This window comes from Lacticaseibacillus saniviri JCM 17471 = DSM 24301 (genome assembly GCF_001311785.1).
Classification (GTDB): Bacteria; Bacillota; Bacilli; order Lactobacillales; family Lactobacillaceae; genus Lacticaseibacillus; species Lacticaseibacillus saniviri.
This window is the reverse complement of record NZ_BBBX01000009.1, coordinates 50,756-66,549: the sequence shown is the minus strand read 5'-3', so window position 1 is coordinate 66,549 and position 15,794 is coordinate 50,756. Positions and strand designations below refer to the sequence as shown.

The 15,794-nt window shown below is 50.9% G+C and carries 6 protein-coding genes and 9 pseudogenes; 14 read left to right on the top strand and 1 reads right to left on the bottom strand.

The annotated features are described in order from the left end of the window. Nucleotides 1-5 precede the first annotated feature (5 nt). The 3 genes and pseudogenes from JCM17471_RS06175 (at nt 6) to recN (ending at nt 3,058) form a co-directional block, all read left to right on the top strand. Nucleotides 6-826, top strand: a pseudogene (locus JCM17471_RS06175) (TlyA family RNA methyltransferase). Nucleotides 827-902: 76 nt separating this feature from the next. Next, nucleotides 903-1,358, top strand: coding sequence for an arginine repressor (locus JCM17471_RS06170; protein ID WP_054777221.1), 456 nt, complete (start codon nt 903-905; stop codon nt 1,356-1,358). A 1-nt stretch (nt 1,359) separates the two neighbouring features. Beyond that, a pseudogene (gene recN, locus JCM17471_RS06165) lies at nt 1,360-3,058 on the top strand (DNA repair protein RecN). 274 nt (nt 3,059-3,332) lie between these two features. Here recN and JCM17471_RS06160 read toward each other — a convergent pair. After that, entirely contained in the window at nt 3,333-3,632 is a 300-nt protein-coding gene (locus tag JCM17471_RS06160; RefSeq protein ID WP_054777220.1) for a hypothetical protein, read from the bottom strand. Between the two features lie 213 nt (nt 3,633-3,845). Here JCM17471_RS06160 and gmk point away from each other — a divergent pair, with 213 nt between their 5' ends. From gmk to JCM17471_RS06095, 11 genes and pseudogenes are all read left to right on the top strand, one after another. Then, the gene (gene gmk / locus JCM17471_RS06155) at nt 3,846-4,469 is read left to right on the top strand and encodes a guanylate kinase (RefSeq protein WP_054777219.1); all 624 of its coding nucleotides are present in this window, start codon (nt 3,846-3,848) and stop codon (nt 4,467-4,469) included. Nucleotides 4,470-4,498: 29 nt separating this feature from the next. Next, on the top strand, nt 4,499-4,741 hold the full coding sequence (gene rpoZ, locus JCM17471_RS06150; protein WP_054777218.1) for a DNA-directed RNA polymerase subunit omega: 243 nt from the start codon (nt 4,499-4,501) through the stop codon (nt 4,739-4,741). Between the two features lie 145 nt (nt 4,742-4,886). Further along, nucleotides 4,887-6,072: pseudogene (gene coaBC, locus JCM17471_RS06145) on the top strand (bifunctional phosphopantothenoylcysteine decarboxylase/phosphopantothenate--cysteine ligase CoaBC). Further along, nucleotides 6,073-8,478 (top strand): annotated as a pseudogene (priA, locus tag JCM17471_RS06135) (primosomal protein N'). 37 nt (nt 8,479-8,515) lie between these two features. Continuing rightward, nucleotides 8,516-9,451: pseudogene (gene fmt / locus JCM17471_RS06130) on the top strand (methionyl-tRNA formyltransferase). Beyond that, nucleotides 9,438-10,774, top strand: a pseudogene (rsmB, locus tag JCM17471_RS06120) (16S rRNA (cytosine(967)-C(5))-methyltransferase RsmB). Before fmt ends, rsmB begins: the two co-directional pseudogenes overlap by 14 nt. Nucleotides 10,775-10,783: 9 nt before the next feature. Then, on the top strand, nt 10,784-11,527 hold the full coding sequence (locus JCM17471_RS06115) for a Stp1/IreP family PP2C-type Ser/Thr phosphatase (protein WP_054777215.1): 744 nt from the start codon (nt 10,784-10,786) through the stop codon (nt 11,525-11,527). Then, nucleotides 11,520-13,508: pseudogene (gene pknB, locus JCM17471_RS06110) on the top strand (Stk1 family PASTA domain-containing Ser/Thr kinase). Before JCM17471_RS06115 ends, pknB begins: the two are co-directional and overlap by 8 nt. Then, nucleotides 13,505-14,415, top strand: a pseudogene (gene rsgA / locus JCM17471_RS06105) (ribosome small subunit-dependent GTPase A). The pseudogenes pknB and rsgA overlap by 4 nt, the downstream one beginning before the upstream one ends. 17 nt (nt 14,416-14,432) lie before the next feature. Further along, nucleotides 14,433-15,079 (top strand): annotated as a pseudogene (rpe, locus tag JCM17471_RS06100) (ribulose-phosphate 3-epimerase). Then, a complete protein-coding gene (locus tag JCM17471_RS06095; RefSeq protein WP_054777214.1) occupies nt 15,079-15,747 on the top strand; it encodes a thiamine diphosphokinase in 669 nt (222 codons plus the stop codon). The pseudogene rpe and the gene JCM17471_RS06095 overlap by 1 nt, the downstream one beginning before the upstream one ends. Nucleotides 15,748-15,794: the final 47 nt, after the last annotated feature.

The following is a 15,794-nucleotide window of genomic DNA, read 5'->3' as shown; positions in this document are numbered from 1 at the left end:
AGCTATTGAAAAAAGAACGTGTTGACGTCCTACTCGTCGAACAAGGCTTATTTTTATCGCGTGAACAAGCAAAACGCGCGGTGATGGCCGGCGAAGTGTACGATCAAAATAATGAACGACTTGATAAGCCAGGGGTCAAAATTGATGATGCCTCGATTTTGCATGTTAAGGGTAAGACCATGCCTTACGTGAGCCGAGGTGGGTTGAAACTGGCGAAAGCATTAGAGGCATTTGATATCGATCTGACTGGTTTAACGGTCCTCGATATCGGTGCCTCAACAGGTGGTTTTACCGATGTTGCCCTCCAAAAAGGAGCTAAGCAGAGTTATGCCTTAGATGTCGGCTATAATCAACTGGCCTGGAAATTACGCGAAGATCCTCGCGTCATCGTGATGGAACGGGTGAATTTCCGTTACTCAAAGCCCGAAGACTTTACATTGGGCCCCGTCCAGTTTGCGATGACCGATGTCTCCTTTATCTCATTGAAGCTGATTCTGCCACCATTGAAGGCGATCCTTGAAGCGGGTGGCCATGCGGTAGCATTGATCAAACCACAATTTGAGGCCGGCCCCGAAAACGTCGGCAAAAAGGCATCGTGCGCGATCCTGCCGTTCACCGTCAAGTGCTCGAGATGATCGTGAATTTCAGCCTCGAACACGGCTACAATGTGTTGGGACTGGATTTCAGTCCCATCAAGGGTGGCGAAGGGAACATTGAGTTTTTAATTCATTTGCAAAATGCGGGTGATGTCGGCGAAATGGCACCTGATGTAAGCATTGATAACACGTTAAACGCTGCCTATACGGAACTGAACGTCAAGCATTAAGTGTATATTTATTCAAAAAGCTGGAATTTTTCTCAATGATAGCGTATGCTGGAGAAAAGTTGAGGGTGATGAGTAGATGCGAAAAAGTGAACGACAACGCCAGATTCGTCGGTTGATCAGTGAACAAGTGATCGAGCGACAAAGTGATTTTGTCACGGCGCTTGAGGCCTGGCATATTCCAGTGACGCAAGCGACGATTTCGCGTGACATCAAAGAGATGCAGCTGGTGAAGTTGCCGACCTCTGATGGTCACTATCGCTATAGCTTGCCTCAAGAGACCCAGCTGCCACCATTGGAGAAATTGAAGCGAACCCTGCAGGGCGCTTATTTTTCTGGTGAACAACTCGACAGCTACGTGCAAGTCAAGTTGGAACCCGGTACTGGTCCAGCCATTGCGCACTTATTTGAGCAGCTGAACGATGAACGCATTTTTGCGATGATTCCAAGTGATGCCAATATTTTAATTATCTGTCGCACACAAGCGGCGGCTGAGGCATTACTACATGAAATTTTAGAGATCGTGGGGGAATAACGTGCTTCAAGAGTTAGTCATTCATGACTTTGCGATTATTGAGCGCCTGAGTTTGAGTTTTGAAGGTGGGATGACCACGCTGACCGGGGAAACCGGCGCGGGGAAATCGATCATTATCGATGCGGTCGGCCTGCTTGCGGGTGGTCGTGGCTCGAGTGATTTCATTCGGACCGGCGCGGCCAAGGCAACGCTTGAAGGCTTATTTGATGCACGCACCAACTCCAAGACTCATGAGAAATTGGCGCTGTTTGGCCTTGAAACTGAGGATGAGACGGTCTTGTTACAGCGTGATCTCTATCCTAGCGGACGGAATGTCTGTCGCGTCAATGGCCGCTTGGTCAACACGACAACGCTGCGCGAGATTGGCGAGACGTTAGTTGATATTCACGGTCAAAATGAGCATCAACAGTTGATGCGGCCCGAGAGTCACTTAGGCTTGTTGGATCAATTTGGCGGTGCAGCCGTGCGCAAACTCCGCCTCGCGTATCAAGAACAATTCGAAGCGTACAGTAAGCTGCGCCAAGCTCAGCAGAAGAAGCAAGCCAACGAACAAGAATGGGCGCAACGATTAGATATGCTGGAGTTTCAGGTCAACGAAATCGATACGGCGGCCCTGCAACCGGACGAGGAAACGCAGCTGGAACAGGAGCGTGACCGACTTGCCAATTATCAGCGCATCAGTGATGCATTGCAGCACAGCTATGACTTGTTAGGCAATGAGACATTCAGCCCCATCGACTCGGTGGGTTCAGCGATGGAGAGCATGCAACCGATCAGTCAAATCGATCCCGAGTTTGAGACCATCACCGAGAACTTGCAGAATGTCTATTACGGCCTGCAGGATGTGCAAAGCGAGTTATCACGCCAGCTGGACCAACTCGAATGGGACGAAGGCCGATTAGATGCGGTTGAGAAACGCTTGGATCTGATCACACAATTGAAGCGTAAATATGGGGATTCTGTGGCTGATATTATCGCGTACGGGCAAAAGGCGCATACCGAATTGGCCAGCATGCAGGCTACCGAGCAGGGCGCCGATCAATTGGATGATCAGGTCGCTAAGACGCAGGCTGCGGCTAAGCAATTGGGCCATACGCTGTCAGAGGCGCGCCACAAAGCTGCCCTGAAGCTTCAAAAGGCGATTCATAAGCAATTGTCTGCCCTGTATATGGAAAAACGGTTTTGAAGTGCATTTTGGCACCAGCACGGCCTTGCGCAGTGATGGCATCGACCAGGTGGAATTCTACATTCAAACCAATCCCGGTGAGGCGGCAAAACCACTGGCGCGTATTGCGTCAGGTGGGGAATTATCCCGGTTGATGCTCGCACTCAAAACGATTTTTGCGGAATCTGACGGTGTCACCAGTATCATTTTTGATGAAGTGGATACCGGGGTGTCCGGTCGTGTGGCGCAGGCAATTGCCAACAAAATCAGTGTGATTGCGGAATACTCGCAAGTCCTCTGTATTACGCACCTGCCACAAGTGGCCGCAATGAGTGATCACGAATATGTGATTGAAAAGAAGGTCAGCGATGGCCGGACGCAAACCGAGGTCACTAAGCTCGATGAACCGGCACGCATCGATGAATTGGCGCGCATGTTAGCCGGGACCGAGATCACGCCACTGGCCATTCAACATGCCAAAGAGTTATTGGCGATGGCGGCGACTGAAAAAGACAAGCTACGTGAAACAAAATAAGACAAAAGGTGTTTTGAGAGTGAGGATTAACAGGGATTTGAATCAATCCATTAACGTGTTTGAACTCGCATCAACTTGCGCCCAGCTTGGTTCGTTATTGGCATAAAACGCCAATAAAACGAAGCTATGCGGGTGCTCAGTTGCTGGGCGCGAGTTCGCACACTTCTCTGTTAACCGGAATTCTCAACCTTTTGGAACGCAATTCATCTTTATTGGTCAGAAATCAAAAAAGCTGTGACACGACCCACGAGGGTGATGTCACAGCTTTTTTTGATTACACGCGCTTCACACTGAGCACTTGGGTTGGTGTGATAATGCTCGCCACATTGGTGCGATAGTGGTTGAGTAACAGGCGTTGACCTGAGAGATGATGATTGAGATAACCCATAACGGGCTGATCTTGGCCGTCAAGGAACAGTGCCACGCGGTAGTGCTTTGTCATTGCTTGATCGAGGAACAGATCGCGTTGGGATGCTGGCATCGCCACGATGGGTTCGTTCAAGTCAAAGAATTCTTGGTAGCTTTGTTGGATCGACCGACTGATACTGCTGAAGCGTGACACTTTGTTTTCCATGAGACAACCTCCGAACGTTTGTTTGTATGTTCATTATACGAACAGATGTTCTAATTTGCAAGTCTACAAGGCAAAATTTTTTGATATCACGGACTTCTCATCAACGAAGACCGCCACATCGCGGTTTGCATCAAAATAAATCACAGCTCTATTGAAATTACGGCGTAAAAAGTGCACAATAGTTGTTAACACTAAAACGAAAGAGGTAAGTACATGCACGAACGCGGAATGCTAATCGTCCTGTCTGGTCCCAGTGGCGTTGGTAAGGGGACAGTTCGCCAAGCCATGTTAGCCGGTGATTATCGGGACTTTCACTACTCAGTATCAATGACGACCAGAAAGATGCGGCCAGGAGAAGTGGACGGGGTCGATTATTATTTTCGAACCAAGGCTGAATTTGAGAACGAAATCGCAACAGGTGGTATGCTTGAGTATGCCAAGTATGTCGACAACTATTACGGCACACCATTAAAGTATGTTAATGAAACGCTCGATTCAGGTCGCGATGTGCTCCTCGAAATCGAAGTTAAAGGCGCAATGCAAGTGCGTGAAAAGTGTCCGGATGGGGTCTTCATCTTTCTGACACCTCCTGATTTGGGCGAGCTGAAGCAACGCTTGACCAATCGCGGTACCGATGACGCGGCGACAATCGATAAGCGGATCAAGACAGCGGCAGAAGAAATTGTCATGATGGAAAATTATGACTATGCCGTCGTCAATGACGAAGTACCGCTGGCAGTGCAACGTATTGAACGCATCATCGAAAGCGAACACTTACGGGTGCCACGCGTCATTGATCGTTACAAAGGTATGTTAAAACAAGTTGATATGGCTTAATTACTAGACAACATCAAAGGAGACTACTTATGATTACACATCCATCGATTGATAAGTTACTGGCCAACGTGCCTTCCCGTTACTCATTAGCTGTGCTCGCTGCCAAGCGTGCGCACGAATTAGAAGGCGGCAGTATCAAAATGCTTGCCGACTACAAGTCCCCAAAGTCTGTGGGCCAAGCGCTTGAAGAAATCGCTGAAGGCGACGTCATCATCGATCCTGCTTCCAAGTTATTGGAACGTGACGCAGAACAATTGGATCACGAAGGCTAATTTGATAATAAGCATCAAAGACATCCTGACGATTGACGTTGGCGATGTCTTTTTTGTTTAGTGCCAAGCGGTCCCGACGTTAGGCGTCTTCTGGTATAATGAGAGTTACGGTAAAAGTTAGGTGGTCAATGATGGAAAATAAAATATTGCACTCTTTGTGACAGGTGGTATTGCCGCATATAAGGTGCCACTGTTGGTTCGTGGTCTAATCAAATCAGGACACACGGTGCGCGTCGCCATGACGCAGGCAGCCACGCATTTGTGACGCCGGATACCTTGGCAATTTTGACCAAGCATCCCGTCTTAACGGATGGCAGTGAATTCACGGCACCCGAACATGTGGCACACGTGGAACTCGCCAAGTGGGCAGACATCGCGGTGGTGGTGCCAGCCACGGCTAACACCATTGCCAAAATGGCCAATGGTATCGCTGATAATGTGGTCAGCACAACGCTATTGACATTTCACGGCCCGTTGTTTGTGGTGCCAGCCATGAATGATCAGATGTGGGCCAACCCGGCAACACAGCACAATTTGACCACACTGACCGCGTTTGGGGTGCATATTTTACAACCGGCGACTGGCTTCCTAGCAGAGGGCTATGTCGGCAAGGGCCGCATGCCGGAACCTGATATCATTCAGCGGTTTATCGAGGCAACGCCAGAGCACCCGTTCTTAGCGGGTCGCCACGTGCTCATCTCAGCCGGTGGGACACGTGAACGTTTGGATCCCGTGCGCTACTTAACTAATGACTCATCGGGTAAGATGGGCACGGCACTGGCTAATGTTGCGCTCGCTGCCGGGGCGCAAGTCACATTGGTCACGACAGCACATCAACCGGTGCTACCGGGTATCGATGTCGTTGCAGTCAGCAGTGCTGCCGAAATGGCGGATGCCATGACGGCACATTATGCGGATGCGGACATCGTTGTGATGGCTGCGGCCGTCGCAGATTTTCGCCCGCAGGCGGTTGCTGACAACAAATTAAAAAGCAAGATAGCGAGATGCAATTGACCCTGCAGTTGGAACAGAATCCAGACATTCTGGCGCAGTTGGGTGCAGCCAAAACTCATCAATTCTTGGTTGGCTTTGCGGCCGAAACGCAGGATTTATTGCATTATGCGACGCAAAAATTACACAAAAAGCATGCCGATATGATTGTGGCTAATCAAGTGGGACAGGCGACAACAGGATTCAACGCGGAAACCAATGCGGTGACCCTGTTGCGGCCAGACCAGGAACCACAACCACTTGAACTAGCGACAAAGACGGCAATTGCAGCACAAATTTTGATGATGATTGAACAGGAACTAGAAGCTCGAGGTGATTAAATGGCAGTGATTGCCAAAGTAATCGTTGATGTGCCGACAATGCAGACAGATCAGCCTTACGATTATTTGGTTCCAGAGGCACTGGTTCAAGCGGTGCAGCCCGGTATGCGGGTGGTTGTAAACTTCGGTAAGGGCAGTCGCGAGGTGGTCGGTATGGTCGTCGATCTCGCCGATGCCGCCGATTTTGCCGGTGAACTCAAATCGATTAAAGCGGTCATCGATTTGGCACCGGTGATGAATCAAGAACTGTTGGCCCTCTCCAAATGGTTGGCCGCCTCCACATTTGCCTTTTGGATCACGTGTATCAATACCATGTTGCCGGCCATGCTCAAGGCCAATATGGAAAAATCATTGTTCCCATCGTGCATAACGAGGCCGTGGACGCCATGTTTGGGGACCAATCAGGCTTGCTGTTTGACCAGATTACAGATCTTGCGGTGATGGGCCAGCTGATGCAATGGCAACAAGCGGGTTGGGTCACCACCGAGTATCGCCTAAAGAAGAACCAAAAAGTAAAAAAGAAAACGCTGATTAAGCCGCTGCTCAATCGCCCAGCCTATCAAGCCGCGCTCGCAACCGTGAAGAAAAATGCGGTTAAGCAACGCGAATTGCTCGAAGCATTGATGCAATGGCAAGATGATGCGGACAGCCCCAAGTTGACGTCAATCAACAAGCGCTTCTCCCGCCCGCAGCTCAATGCAGCCCAGGAGAAGGGCTGGTTGGCCTTTGAACAACGCGAGATTTATCGTGATCCTTACCCCGAAATGGCCAATCAGGCGCTGACACAACCGCTCACATTGACTGACTCGCAGGCAAAGGTGGTTGCAAGCGTGTCTGCCGCGATTCACGCAGCCAGTCCAACCCCATTTCTACTTGAAGGGGTGACGGGATCAGGAAAAACGGAAGTCTATTTGCAACTGATGGCAGAGGCGTTGCGCGCCGGCAAGACAGCGCTCATGTTGGTGCCTGAAATTGCATTGACGCCACAGATGGTGAATCGCGTGCGCGGTCGGTTCGGTGCGGCCGTTGCCGTATTGCATTCGGGCCTGTCCGACGGGGAAAAATACGACGAATGGCGACGCATCGAACGCAAGGAAGCGTCCATTGTTGTGGGTGCGCGGTCGGCCGTGTTTGCACCGCTGGAAAACATTGGCCTATTGATTATGGATGAAGAGCACGAAACCAGCTATAAGCAAGAGGACAATCCCCGCTATCACGCTCGCGATGTGCTCTTGCATCGGGCTCGGACGCACCAGGCACCTGTGGTCTTGGGGTCAGCAACACCGTCGCTAGAGTCACGTGCTCGCGCGCAAAAAGGGGTCTACACCTTGTTGTCACTGCCAGAGCGCATCAACCAGCAACCACTGCCCGATGTGCACATCATTGACATGCGCCAAGCGGTGGAATCGATTCAGGGTGATTTTTCTAAGGAACTGCTCGATGCGCTACAGATGAGACTCGAGCGTCACGAGCAGAGTGTTCTATTGCTCAATCGGCGGGGGTACTCCTCGTTTGTCATGTGTCGGGAGTGTGGCTTCGTCAAGACGTGTCCGAACTGTGACATTTCACTGACGCTGCACATGGATAGCCACACCTTAAAGTGCCATTATTGTGGCCACGAAGAACCGATTCCCAATGTCTGCCCTAACTGCGGTAGCAAGAAGATTCGCTACTATGGCACCGGGACCCAGAAGATTGAGGAACAATTAGCCCAGTATCTGCCCCAAGCGCGCGTTTTGCGAATGGATGTGGATACCACCAAGAAGAAGGGCGCACATGCGCGGATGCTCAAGCAGTTCGGCGAACAAAAAGCCGATATTCTGCTGGGCACCCAGATGATTGCTAAGGGATTGGATTTTCCTAACGTTACCTTGGTCGGTGTCATCAATGCTGATACCGCGCTTGGTTTACCCGATTTTCGGGCCAGTGAACGGACATTCCAGTTGCTCACGCAAGTCAGTGGCCGTGCCGGCCGCGCGGACAAGCCGGGACATGTGATTGTCCAAACGTATAATCCTGATCATTACGCGATTCAGTTTGCGCGGATGCATGATTATGAGGGCTTTTATCGCCAAGAGATGCAGCTGCGCCATCAAGGTGACTACCCGCCGTATTATTACACGGTGAAGGTCACAGTGAGTCATGAGGATGCGAATCAGGCCGCAAAGGCTGCCTTTAGTTTGGGCAAGCAATTGCAGGGTGCACTGGGGTCTGCCATCATGTTGGGCCCGACACCCCGGCGCCATTGCCCGTCTCAAAAATCGTTACTATTATCAAATTGTCTTGAAGTATAAACACGAAGATCGGTTGCTCGAAATGTTGCACTTGATGCGGGATGAGACCCAAAAAAGTGCGCGGCAAGGCTTCACAATTGCCTTTGATCGTGAGCCACAATCGTTTATCTAACCGTGTCACAGGAGGAAACTATGCCAAGTATTATTTTATGGGAACACCAGCATTTAGCGTGCCAATTCTTGAGGGCTTACTGCAAGCCGGCTACAAGATTCTGGCGGTCATCACGCAACCTGATCGCAAGGTTGGGCGCAAGCAAGTGCTACAACAAACCCCTGTCAAAGAGGCAGCGGTTAAACACAATCTATTAGTGTTACAACCTGAAAAATTGAGTGGGTCACCTGAATTGGATCAAGCGATTGCGCTGGCCCCAGATTTGATTGTCACGGCAGCGTACGGCCAGTTCTTGCCTACCCGGTTCTGGAAGCGGCCAAATTGCGGCCATCAATGTCCACGGTTCCTTGCTGCCTAAGTACCGCGGTGGTGCGCCGATTCAGTACAGTATCATCAATGGTGATGCGGAAACGGGGATCACGATTATGGAAATGGTCAAGGCAATGGATGCCGGTGATATGTATGCCAGCGCCACCTTACCATTGACTCGCCAAGACGATACCGGTTCTGTGTTTGAACAGTTGAGTCTGATTGGGCGCGATCTCTTGCTCGATACACTGCCAAGCATTATTGATGGCAGCGCGTGAAGACACCACAAGATCCTGATCTGGTGACGTTCTCGCCTAATATCACTAAGGAACAAGAACATCTGGATATCCACCTGACGGCAAATCAACTGGACAATTGGGTCCGGGGCTTGCGGCCAGATGTCGGCGGTTATGTCTTCTTTAATCAACAGCGGACCAAGCTGTGGGACATCATCCCAATGGAACAGACAACCACGCTCGAACCTGGCCAGATTGTTGCCATTGACAAGAATCAACTGTTAATTGCGGCGGGTGAAGGTACCGTGTTTGCTGTGAACGAGCTTCAGCCGGCTGGCAAGGCCAAGCAACCGATCAAGGCATTTCTCAATGGCGCGGGCAAGCAATTAGAAGCCGGCCAACAGGTGATTACTGATGAAATCAAATAATCCACGCGACCTGGCTGTGACGCTGTTAGCGCGCGTTGAACAGGGCGATTACTCTAACTTGGCGCTCGACGCCATGTTGAAACAACACAATCTTTCGGGCCGCGATGCCGCGTTATTAACCAACATCGTCTACGGTGTGATTCAACATCGCATGACGCTCGATTTCGATCTCGAACCATTCATCGGTGACAAAAACTCAATCTCTGGGTCAAGGTTTTGTTGCGGACGGCGGTTTATCAGATGGTGTATCTGGATAAGGTACCTAACCGCGCGATTTCTTTGAGACAACCGAGATTGCCAAGAAGCGGGGCCATGTGGGTATCGCCAAGCTGGTGACGGCAGTGTTGCGCGCGATTGAGCGCAAGGGCATTCCTGATCCTGAGACAATTGCTGATCCGATTGAACGGCTCAGCATCATGAGTAGCACACCAACCTGGATCATTGAGAAGCTCATTGATCAATTAGGTGAGACCAAAACGCGGCTCATTTTGGATGAAATCAATCAACCGGCACACGCCTCACTGCGCGTCAATACCACACAGACCATACGCGACGTCCTTCAACATGAACTCGCTGCGGATTTTGAAGACTTGGCTGTCAGTCCCTTAACACCGGTGGGCTTGATTGCGCCTGGTGGTCACTTAGCCGGCACACCACAATTTGCCACGGGGGAATACACCATGCAGGATGAAAGCTCGATGTTAGTGGCGCCGAGTCTGGATGTTCAGCCGAGTGATCAGGTGCTCGATGCCTGTGCTGCACCAGGGGGGAAGACAACGCACATTGCGGAGTTTATCGATCCCGCTCAGGGCGGTCACGTGACGGCGTTAGATTTACATCCACACAAGGTCAAGTTAATCATGCAAAATGCTGCACGCCTCAAACTCGCGAATCGCGTCAGTGCGCAGGCGATGGATGCACGACAAGTGGCGGATACATTTGCGCCAGATAGCTTTGATAAAATTCTGGTCGATGCGCCATGTTCTGGCTTAGGATTGATTCGACGCAAACCAGAAATCAAATATCAAAAGCAACCTGAGGATTTGGGCAATCTACACAACATCCAAGTGGCTATTTTGGATGCCGTGGCACCAACGTTAAAAATCGGTGGTCGCTTAACCTATAGCACTTGCACCATTGTTCAAGAAGAAAATCAGGATACGGTCGAAGCGTTTTTTAGCGACCCATCCCAATTTCAAACAGGTGACGGTCAACACGTTAGCACCCGTCACGCAAGCGCATAACGCACCTGCATTGCAAATTTACCCAGACGATTACGGCACTGATGGGTTCTTCATCGCGTGCTTAGAACGAATCGAGTGAGGCAAGCCTATGGAAATCGCATATCAAACCGATGTCGGCAAAAGACTCAATAATCAGGATTATGTTGGTGTGTTCACCAATCAACAGGGTGCCACACTCGCGTTAGTGGCTGATGGGATGGGCGGCCATCGTGGTGGCGACGTCGCCAGTGAAATGGCCGTGTCCCATATCGGCTACGCGTTTGAAAAGACGCAGGCCACCGAAATTGAAGCCGTCGTCAAATGGCTGATCTACGAGCTACAACAAGAAAATGAGCGCATTCTGGAGAAGTCACAGCAATACGAAGACTTGTCTGGCATGGGGACCACTATCGTGGCGGTCCTAATCAGCGGCACGCGTTTCTTGGTGGCTAATATTGGTGATTCGCGGGCTTATTTGTACCGCAATCGCCGGTTGATGCAGATTACCGAGGACCACAGCTTGGTCAACGAGCTGGTGAAGAACGGTGAACTCACGGCTGAAGAAGCGGAACGCTTTCCTCAAAAGAATGTCATCACGCGCTCGCTTGGGGTCAGCAGCAATGTGGATGCCGATGTCACAATCTATGATTTTGACGCGGATGATGCGCTACTCTTGTGTTCTGACGGCTTGACCAACATGGTGAGCGATGCGGAAATCAGTGCGGTTTTGGCGACCGACCAACCGCTTCAATCAAAGGCCGAGGCGCTGATCGACATGGCCAATGCGGCTGGCGGCCTGGATAATATCACTGCGCTCATCGTTCACCAGGAAGGGGGGCAGCCGAATGATTGAACCAGGTGTGACGCTCAATGAACGCTATCGACTGCTCAAAACCTTGGGCGAAGGTGGCATGGCAAATGTTTATTTGGCGCATGATCTGATTTTGGACCGCGATGTTGCCGTGAAGGTGTTACGTCTCGACTTACAAAACGATCCTGACACGGTTCGCCGCTTCAAACGTGAAGCGATGGCGACCATCCAATTGGTTCACCCAAACATTGTGAGTATTTATGATGTCGGTGAAAGTCATGGCCAGCAATACTTGGTCATGGAGTATGTGCAGGGCACAGACCTCAAGAAATACATCGTGGAGCACTTCCCGATTCCATATCAGCAAGTGATTACGATTATGGAGCAAATCCTGTCAGCAATGGCGCTCGCGCACGAGCACCATATTATTCATCGCGATTTGAAGCCACAAAACATCTTGGTTGACCAGGATGGAACCGTCAAAATCACGGACTTTGGGATTGCGGTGGCACTCTCTGATACCGCGATGACGCAGACCAACTCCATGTTGGGGTCGGTCCATTACTTATCACCTGAACAGGCTCGCGGTAGCATGCCGACGCGTCAAAGTGATATCTACGCGTTGGGGATCATTGTTTGAGCTGTTGACAGGCTCCGTCCCCTTTGAAGGTGAATCAGCAGTCTCGATTGCGCTCAAACACTTCCAAGAACAGATGCCATTTGTGCGCGACTTCGATCCACGCATTCCGCAAGCACTGGAGAATGTGGTCTTAAAGGCGACGGCCAAAGATCCTAACGAACGCTACACCAGTGTGGAAGCGATGGCAGCGGATCTCAAGACATCGCTGAGCAAGTCGCGGGCAAAAGAAGTCCGGTTTGTTCCGACTGCGGGAGAAAACTTGGATGAGACCAAGGTGCTCCCACAGCTATCGACGCCGCCCAAGCTGGCGCAACAGCCAGAAGCGGATAAACCGGCGAAGAAACCGAGTAAGAAGCCCAAGAAGTGGCCGTGGATTGTGGCAGCCGTTATCGCTGTCATCGCCCTGATCGGTGTTGGTGCGGCATTGGCCAGTGGCGGGAGTAAGACAGCGGTGCCTGATCTGCGTGGCATGACGCAGGCTCAGGCCAAAACCACGCTGACCAGTCAACGATTGTCGCTGGGATCAGTGACTCATGCTTATTCGGACACGATTTCTGAAGATCGCATTATTCGCTCGCATCCCGCGGCCAACAGTAAGGTCAAAACGGATGCCACCATCGATGTCGTCATCAGTAAGGGCCCAAAGCTCTACCAGATTGCGGACTATACGGGGCGCAGTTACAGCGATGTGGCAGCGATGCTCGAAAAACGTGGTTTCACTGTAAAAAAGAACTCGCGTCGAGCAACTCGCAACCCATCGGTCAGATTATGAGTCAGGATATTGATAGCGATAAGCAAGTCATCGCTAAACAGACCACAATCACATTCACCGTATCGAGTGGGCCTAAGCGGTTTGCACTGCGTGATTTGAGCGGCTATAACGAAAAGAGTGTGCGTGATTACGCCAATGAGCTCGAACTCAATTTGAATGTTGAAAATGAATATTCAGATGACATCGCTGAAGGCACATTGATTCGCCAAAATCCTGAAGCAGGGGCGATGTTGAGTAAAGGTGATACACTGACTGTGGTGATGTCCAAGGGGAAAGACCCCGCTACCCAAGTCAAACAGCTGAGTAAAACCATTTCGGTACCGTATCAAGCAGTAAGTTCTGAAAGCAGCTCAGCATCGTCAACGTCTGACTCGGCTGGCGATAGCGACTCGGCCACTGAGTCCAGTTCCAGCAGCGTGAAACCTGTGCCAAATCAAATTCAGGTTTACATTGCCGATAGTCAGCACAGTTTGGATAAGGTGTATCGGACACTGTCGATCACCGAAGATACCGATGTCACGATGAACTTTACCGTTGTCGGCTCAGAAAGTGCGCACTACCGGATTGTTCGTGACGGTGTCGAGATTATGTCGGGAGAGGTGAAGCAATGACAGAAGCAACAAAAACAGGCCGCGTGATTCAATTACTCAGCGGCTATTATGATATTGAAGTCGATGGGACGGTTTATCGGACCCGGGGCCGCGGCAATTTGCGGCAAAAGAAGATCAGCCCACTGGTGGGTGACTTTGTCGAATTTATTCCGGGTGCTGGTGACAATGACGAAGGTTACCTGATTAAGGTCTTACCGCGCATGAATAGCTTGGTTCGGCCACCAGTCGCTAACATCGATCAAGCTATTTTGGTCGTTTCGGCTAAAGAACCTGATTTCTCACTCAATCTGCTCGATCGCTTCTTGGTTTATCTGGAAGGCAAACAGATTCATGCCGAAATCTATCTGACCAAGACCGATTTGCTGAGTTCGAACGAGTATCAGGCGCTGGCAAAGGATCTGGCGGGTTACCAGGCGATGGATTATCCTGTCTTCATTGATCCGGCCGCCTTTCAACCAGAAATTCTGGCTCAGGTCAGCGCTAGCTTTGCGGACAAGCTGACGATTTTTACCGGCCAAACGGGGGCGGGTAAGTCGACCTTGATCAATCATTTGATTCCCGGTTTGGATATCGAAACCGGTGCCATCAGTAAGTCATTGAATCGTGGGAAACACACCACGCGGATGACCTCACTGTATGCAACAGATGGTGGCTTGGTCGCTGATACACCAGGCTTCTCGTCGCTCGGCTTGTTAGACGTCACGCTGGATGATTTGCGCGATCGCTTTCCTGATTTTGTTGCCGTTGCGGATCAATGTAGTTCCGCGGTTGCCAACATGTTAAGGAACCCGCTTGTGCGGTGAAGGCCGGGGTTGAAGACGGCACAATTATGGAGAGTCGTTACGCCAATTACCTGCAGTTCCGTGAAGAACTCGCGGGCATTCGACCAGTCTATTCAAAGAAATAAAAGAAGTTGGGAAACTCATGAAAATTGCACCTTCAATTTTGAGCGCGGATTTTGCTAATTTGGAACGAGATATTCAGGTCGTTGAAAAGGGCGGCGCTGATCTCTTACACGTTGACGTCATGGATGGGCACTTTGTACCTAACCTGACGTTTGGCCCCAGCATGGTTGAGGCAATTCGCCCTGTAACCAGCCTGCCACTCGATGTGCACTTGATGGTCAGTGATCCCGAAATGTGGATTCCAGCCTTTGCCAAAGCGGGGGCCGACACGATGTTGGTGCACGTTGAAGCAACCCCACACATTCATCGGGCGATGCAATTGATTCGCAGTCACCAGGTCAAAGCCGGGGTTGTCATCAACCCAGGGACGCCTGTGAGCTTAATTGAACCCATTTTGCCAATCGTTGATCAGGTGCTGGTTATGACGGTTAATCCAGGTTTCGGTGGCCAAAGTTCTTACCTGAAATGGCCGACAAGGTGGCGGATTTGGCAGAAATGCGGGCCGCTACTGGTCTCGATTTCAAGATTGAAGTTGATGGTGGCGTGAGTGACCAAACGATTGAAGTTGTCGCTAAAGCGGGGGCCGATATCGCCGTGGCTGGTTCATACGTCTATCAAGCCGCTGATCCGGCCGCTCAGATTGCTACATTAAAGGAACTGGCGTAATGCAAACGGTCAATGTCTTGGTGGGCGGTCCTGTCGCCCAATTGCCACCTGATTGGCAGCACTTGCCGGGTGAATGGGTCGGGGTCGATCGCGGTGCACTGCATCTGATTGACACGGGCATTCGGCCTTTATTTGTGGTCGGTGATTTTGATTCACTGACGCCTGCGGAATTACAACGCGTGGAAGAAGCGGTGAGCGATCGCCATTACGCCAAGCCTGAAAAGGATGATACGGACACGGAACTCGCCTTGTGGCTGACGTTTCACGACTATCATGCCGAATCGGTCCGCGTGTTAGGCATTAGCGGTGGGCGCATGGATCACTTTTTGTCCAACCTATTATTGCCAACGCAACCGCGGTTTGCCCCGTACTTGGCTAAGCTGGAGTATCTCGATCGCCAGAACCATGTGCTGTTCTTAGCTGATGGGACGCGTCAGCTGCAGCCAGATGCGGCGTATCGCTATCTGGGTGTCGTGGCATTGGGGGCGACGCAAGCATTGACGATCCGGGGCGCCAAGTATCCATTGACTGATTGGAGCAGTGATTATCCCTATAGTTTCGCCTCAAACGAGTTTCTAGGCGATCACCCCGTGACGGTGAGTGTCAATCGGGGCATCATTGCCTTGATCTACTCCAAAGATCGCGTGGGGCAAACCCAAGATAATTAACTGAAAAAAGGAATGCCGACAGACCCTTGGTTTTGTCGGCATTCCTT

Excerpts from the sequence above, each read along its gene's own strand:
- rpoZ (WP_054777218.1), top strand. The coding sequence starts at position 4,499 with ATGATTACACATCCATCGATTGATAAGTTACTGGCCAACGTGCCTTCC.
- JCM17471_RS06160 (WP_054777220.1), bottom strand. The coding sequence starts at position 3,632 with ATGGAAAACAAAGTGTCACGCTTCAGCAGTATCAGTCGGTCGATCCAA.
- JCM17471_RS06095 (WP_054777214.1), top strand. The coding sequence starts at position 15,079 with ATGCAAACGGTCAATGTCTTGGTGGGCGGTCCTGTCGCCCAATTGCCA.
- JCM17471_RS06170 (WP_054777221.1), top strand. The coding sequence starts at position 903 with ATGCGAAAAAGTGAACGACAACGCCAGATTCGTCGGTTGATCAGTGAA.
- gmk (WP_054777219.1), top strand. The coding sequence starts at position 3,846 with ATGCACGAACGCGGAATGCTAATCGTCCTGTCTGGTCCCAGTGGCGTT.
- JCM17471_RS06115 (WP_054777215.1), top strand. The coding sequence starts at position 10,784 with ATGGAAATCGCATATCAAACCGATGTCGGCAAAAGACTCAATAATCAG.